Annotated in this window: 5 protein-coding genes; 2 read left to right on the forward strand and 3 right to left on the reverse strand. The window is 63.3% G+C overall.

All coding sequences use genetic code 11. The annotated features are described in order from the left end of the window. Positions 1–207: 207 nt before the first annotated feature. Entirely contained in the window at positions 208–1,332 is a 1,125-nt protein-coding gene (locus B3361_RS06180) for a methyltransferase (protein ID WP_054906272.1), read from the reverse strand. Between the two features lie 96 nt (positions 1,333–1,428). Continuing rightward, complete coding sequence (locus tag B3361_RS06185) at positions 1,429–2,136, reverse strand: autoinducer binding domain-containing protein (protein WP_054906273.1); 708 nt, start codon at positions 2,134–2,136, stop codon at positions 1,429–1,431. Positions 2,137–2,348: 212 nt separating this feature from the next. On the opposite strand from B3361_RS06185, the gene B3361_RS06190 reads away from it, so the two are divergent. Next, on the forward strand, positions 2,349–3,125 hold the full coding sequence (locus B3361_RS06190) for a ferredoxin--NADP reductase (protein WP_029888026.1): 777 nt from the start codon (positions 2,349–2,351) through the stop codon (positions 3,123–3,125). Positions 3,126–3,196: 71 nt separating this feature from the next. Here B3361_RS06190 and mscL read toward each other — a convergent pair whose 3' ends face one another. Beyond that, entirely contained in the window at positions 3,197–3,616 is a 420-nt protein-coding gene (mscL, locus tag B3361_RS06195; RefSeq protein WP_029888025.1) for a large-conductance mechanosensitive channel protein MscL, read from the reverse strand. A gap of 176 nt (positions 3,617–3,792) precedes the next feature. Between mscL and radA the strand changes: the two genes are divergently transcribed. Beyond that, the gene (radA, locus tag B3361_RS06200) at positions 3,793–5,163 is read left to right on the forward strand and encodes a DNA repair protein RadA (RefSeq protein WP_286920143.1); all 1,371 of its coding nucleotides are present in this window, start codon (positions 3,793–3,795) and stop codon (positions 5,161–5,163) included. Positions 5,164–5,395 lie beyond the last annotated feature (232 nt).

Raw genomic sequence — 5,395 nt, forward strand, 5'->3', positions numbered from 1 at the left:
TTCCGATCTAATAATTGGCCCGAAACAAACGTAGGAGCGAGCGCAGCTCGCGATGCGCCGCGCAGGCGGCGCTCGCTCTAACAGGCGCTGAAGATGCTGCGGCTACCCTTGCCAGAAACCATAGAATCTCCCACAGGGTCGCATCTGCCTCGCGCCTCGTGCAGTACCTGTGGGAGCCGGCTTGCCGGCGATAGGGCCGGTACAGGCTTACTTGCGCGCTTTGAGGATTACAAACTTGGGCGTAGCCGCTATCTGCTCCACCCCACGGAACAACCGCGCCAGCTTGCTGTGATAGCCCAGGTGGCGGTTGCCCACGATGTACAGGGCCCCGCCCACCACCAACGCTTCGCGTGCCTGCTGGAACATGCGCCAGGCAAGAAAATCGCCAACCACCTGTTGCTGGTGGAACGGCGGGTTGCAGAGCACCACATCCAGCGACTGTTTTTCGACCCCGGCCAAGCCGTCGGCTGCTTCGAAGGTGGCCGGCCGCTCACCCAAGGCGGCGCGCCAGTTCTCCCGTGCCGATTGCACCGCCATGTACGACTCGTCGACCAAGGTGTACTCGGCATCCGGGTTGGCCAGGGCACTGGCAATGGCCAGCACCCCGTTGCCACAGCCCAGGTCTGCTACCCGCGCGCGGCCGAGGTCGCGTGGCAGGTGCGGCAGGAACGCCCGGGTGCCGATATCCAGGCCTTCACGGCAGAACACGTTGGCATGGTTGAGCAATTCCAGCGCCGGGGTGTCCAGGCGGTAACGGCTAGGGTAGGGCGAGCGGGCCAGGGGGCGCTCTGCCAGCGTCGCGGTGAGCAGGCGGGCCTTCTTTTGCGCCAGCGAAGCCTGCACCGGGCCGATGTATTTCTCCAACAGGTCACCGGCCGCGCGTGGCAAGTGCTTGACCATTGCCCCGGCAATCACCTGCGCAGCGGGGGCCAGCTGCCCCTGCAGGCGAATCAGTTGCTCTTCGAGCAGGGCCAGGGTTTTAGGCACGCGCAGCAGCACCCGGTCGAACGGGCCCTGCCAGTGCTCGCTGGCTGGCACGAACGGCACGCTGTCGAACGGCAGGCCATTGCGCGCCAGGTTCTTTTCCAGGGCCATGTGCGCCAGGTGGGAGTCGCCGCTGCTGGTCACCTGCACCTTGCCAGCCAGGCTGGCGGCCACGGCCCCGAAGCTGTCGTTGAGCACCAGCACCCGGCAGTTGGCGTCAGGTGCCTGCGCGTGCAACTGCGCGAGCAGGTATTCGTCGGCGGCATCGAAAGCCTGCAAAGGGTCGTTGGCCTGTTCGGGCTGGCGGATCAGGTCGAGTTCGGCGTAAGGGGTGGTCAACAGGGGCATGGCGTCTGGCTCGGGTATGAAACTGCCCGTTGCGGTTCGCCCCGGGCTTTGCCAGGCGATTCTACAGGGCTTTGCCCCGGGTCGCAGGTCTGAAGGTCAGATCCAGCCGCGCAACGCGGCAATGGCGATGGCGCCAGCCTTGTTGGCGGCATTGGTCTTGGTGATCACGCTGCGGATATGGAAATTCACCGTGCTTTGCGACAACGACAGAATGCAGGCAACGTCGGCAGCGGTCTTGCCAGCGGCGGACCATTTCAGCACTTCCAGCTCACGCGCGCTCATCTTCGGTTGTGGCGGGCATAACGCGTTCAGATGGTGTTCGCCGAGCACGGCATGCAGCGTGTGGCACAGCCACTGCACACTGCCGGCCTTCTCGTAGAGCTCGTTGATGTCGATGCTGCCCGCCGGGCGGGCCACGCTGATCTGGCTCTCGTTGTGTTGCAGGTCGTGCAGCGACTGCGTCCAACCGTGACGCAGGCCATGTTGGCAGGCTGCTTCGCGAAAGTGCGGGGCCTCATGATAGAGCTCGTCGGTCCACAGCACCGGCAGGGTCGACTGGTGGCTGAGGTGGGCGGCGCAGTCCTGCTTGTAGAAGTCGTCGCGCTGATAGCAACTGATCCATTCATCGGGATAGTTGCTGTACAGGTAGAGCCTGGGCGTCTGGGTCGCGATCTGAATGCGCAGGTTCAGCCCCAGGTACTGCATGGCCAGGTCCTGCGCCAGATGCACTGCGATGTTGAACAGCTTCTTTGGGCTGCGCTCGCTGACGAACGCATCAAGATGTTCAGGTTTCCAGTGAAGCATCTGAAACACTCCTTGAGGCGCGGGATTCAATCCGTTTGAGAATCAGGACTAGTGTAGGAAAAGACCTACCGTTGTGTTGGGATTTTTTGCTATAGCCAACCGCATTCTCTGCGACTTTCATACCGGCACCCGGCGTGAGGCCCTACAAAGCGGTGGTTTTTATCCCGAGCACTTTAGGCGACACTGTGCACACGCCAACCCTGGAGCCCGATATGACCGCTAGCGCCGAAAAGTTCACCCGCCAGACCCTGCTCGATGTTCAGCCGCTGACGCCGAACCTCTTCAGCCTGCGGGTTACGCGCGATGCCGGGTTCCGATTCCGTTCCGGCCAGTTCGCCCGGCTGGGCGTCACCAAGGCCGATGGCAGCGTGGTATGGCGCGCCTATTCCATGGTCAGTGCGCCCCATGACGAGCACCTGGATTTCTTCTCCATCGTGGTGCCGGGCGGCGAGTTCACCAGTGAGCTGAGCCGCTTGGGGGCAGGTGATACCTTGCTGATAGACCGCCAGGCGTTTGGCTTCCTCACCCTCGACCGGTTCGTCGGCGGCCGCGACCTGTGGCTGCTGGCTACCGGTACCGGCATTGCGCCGTTCATGTCGATCCTGCAGGACTTCGAGGCCTGGGAGCGGTTCGACAGCATCAAACTGGTGTATTCGGTGCGCGAGGCCAGAGAGCTGGCTTATGTGGATGAAATTGCCGGGCTGGAACAGCGCGATTATCTGGCCGAGTTTGCTGGCAAGTTGCAGTTCATTCCGGTGGTGACCCGCGAGCAGCACCCTGGCGCGCTGAACCAGCGCATTACCACGCTGATCGAGAACGGTGAGTTGGAGAGGGCGGCGGGGCTGGAACTGTCCCCCGAGCATTCGCGGGTGATGCTGTGCGGCAACCCGGAGATGATCGACGAGACACGCAAGGTGCTCAAGGCACGCGACCTGCAGTTGAGCCTGAGCAAGCGGCCCGGCCAGGTGGCGGTCGAGAATTACTGGTAAGGCGCTGGGCCTGGGCACCGGCGCTGCCGGTGCCGGCGAGCAGGAGCGGGCTGCAAGGCAGCCCGGCAACCTCAAGGCAGGCGGTTCTGATTCTGCGTCTTGAGCAAATCGCGAATCTCGGTCAGCAGGGTTTCCTGGGGGGTAGGCACTGGCGGGGCAGTCGGTGCCACGGCCTCTTCACGCTTGAGCCGGTTGATGGCCTTCACGCCCATGAAAATGGCGAAGGCCACGATCAGGAAGTCGATCACGGTCTGGATGAACTTGCCATAGGCCAGCACCACCGCCGGTACGTCACCTTGAGCGGCTTTCAGGGTAATGGCCAGATCGCTGAAATCCACACCACCAATCAACAAGCCCAGCGGAGGCATGATCACGTCGCCGACGAAGGACGAGACGATCTTGCCGAAGGCTGCGCCGATGATGATACCAACCGCCATGTCGACGACGTTGCCTTTGACCGCGAAGGCCTTGAACTCATTGAGCATGCCCATGTTTAGATCCTTGTAACAAAAGGTGAGGTAAACGCAGTGTAAGCCACTTGAACGCTTCATGCGTTGTGTTCAGGGCAACTGACTGCGGTTAGAACGAATAGTTTTGTCGCATCCCGAAGCGCTCGAGGCACGTGCGGCTCGGCTATCATGGCGATTTTTCCAGGAGACCCCAACCCATGGCCAAGGCCAAGCGCATGTATGGCTGCACCGAGTGCGGCGCGACCTTCCCCAAATGGGCCGGCCAGTGTGGTGAATGCGGGGCCTGGAACACCCTGGTCGAAACCATGATCGAAAGCGGCGGTGCCGCTGCGCCCAGCAGTGGCCGCGCCGGTTGGACCGGGCAGCAGGCACAGATCAAGACCCTGGCCGAAGTCAGCGTCGAGGAGATCCCCCGTTTCACCACCAGCAGCACCGAGCTCGACCGTGTGTTGGGTGGCGGCCTGGTAGACGGCTCGGTGGTGCTGATTGGTGGCGACCCCGGTATCGGCAAGTCGACCATCCTGTTGCAGACCCTGTGCAATATCGCCGTGGGCATGCCGGCACTGTATGTCACTGGCGAGGAATCGCAGCAACAGGTGGCCATGCGCTCGCGCCGCCTGGGCCTGCCCCAGGACAAGCTCAAGGTCATGACCGAAACCTGCATCGAGACGATCATTGCCACGGCACGTGTCGAAAAACCGCGGGTAATGGTGATCGACTCCATCCAGACCATCTTCACCGAGCAGTTGCAGTCAGCCCCTGGTGGCGTTGCCCAGGTGCGTGAAAGCACGGCGTTGCTGGTGCGTTATGCCAAGCAGAGCGGCACGGCCATCTTCCTGGTCGGCCATGTCACCAAGGAGGGCTCGCTGGCCGGCCCGCGGGTGCTGGAGCACATGGTCGATACCGTGTTGTATTTCGAGGGCGAGTCCGACGGCCGCCTGCGCTTGCTGCGGGCGGTGAAGAACCGCTTCGGCGCCGTCAACGAGCTGGGCGTGTTCGGCATGACCGACCGCGGCTTGAAGGAGGTATCCAACCCGTCGGCGATCTTCCTCAACCGTTCCCAGGAGGAAGTGCCGGGCAGCGTGGTGATGGCCACCTGGGAAGGCACCCGGCCCATGCTGGTCGAGGTGCAGGCGCTGGTGGACGACAGCCACCTGGCCAACCCGCGCCGGGTCACCCTGGGCCTGGACCAGAACCGCCTGGCCATGCTGCTGGCGGTACTGCACCGCCACGGCGGTATACCCACCCACGACCAGGACGTGTTCCTCAATGTGGTGGGCGGGGTCAAGGTGCTGGAAACCGCTTCGGACCTGGCGCTGCTGGCGGCGGTGATGTCCAGCCTGCGCAATCGGCCACTGGCCCATGGCCTGCTGGTGTTCGGCGAGATCGGCTTGTCGGGCGAGGTACGCCCGGTGCCAAGCGGGCAGGAGCGCTTGAAGGAAGCGGCCAAGCACGGCTTCAAGCGGGCGATCGTGCCCAAGGGCAATGCGCCGAAGGAGCCGCCAGCGGGGCTGCAGGTCATTGCCGTGACCCGGCTGGAGCAGGCCCTGGATGCATTGTTCGAGTAATTCGTAGCCTGTACTGGCCCTATCGCCGGCAAGCCAGCTCCCACAGGGATCGCCTTAGGGCTGACAGGTGTTTGCCACAAGGTATGGCAGCGCCTGTGAGATCGAGCGCCGCCCGCGCGGCGCAATCGCGAGCTGCGCTCGCTCCTACGTCTGTTTCGGGCCAGTAACCCCTGTGCCAGATGCGCGCGGCCGCCTTGTTCGTACGACGCGACTTTGAGGCATGCGCCAAGAG

Origin of the sequence: Pseudomonas sp. UBA6699 (assembly GCF_002454615.1) — a bacterium.
GTDB lineage: Bacteria > Pseudomonadota > Gammaproteobacteria > Pseudomonadales > Pseudomonadaceae > Aquipseudomonas > Aquipseudomonas juntendi.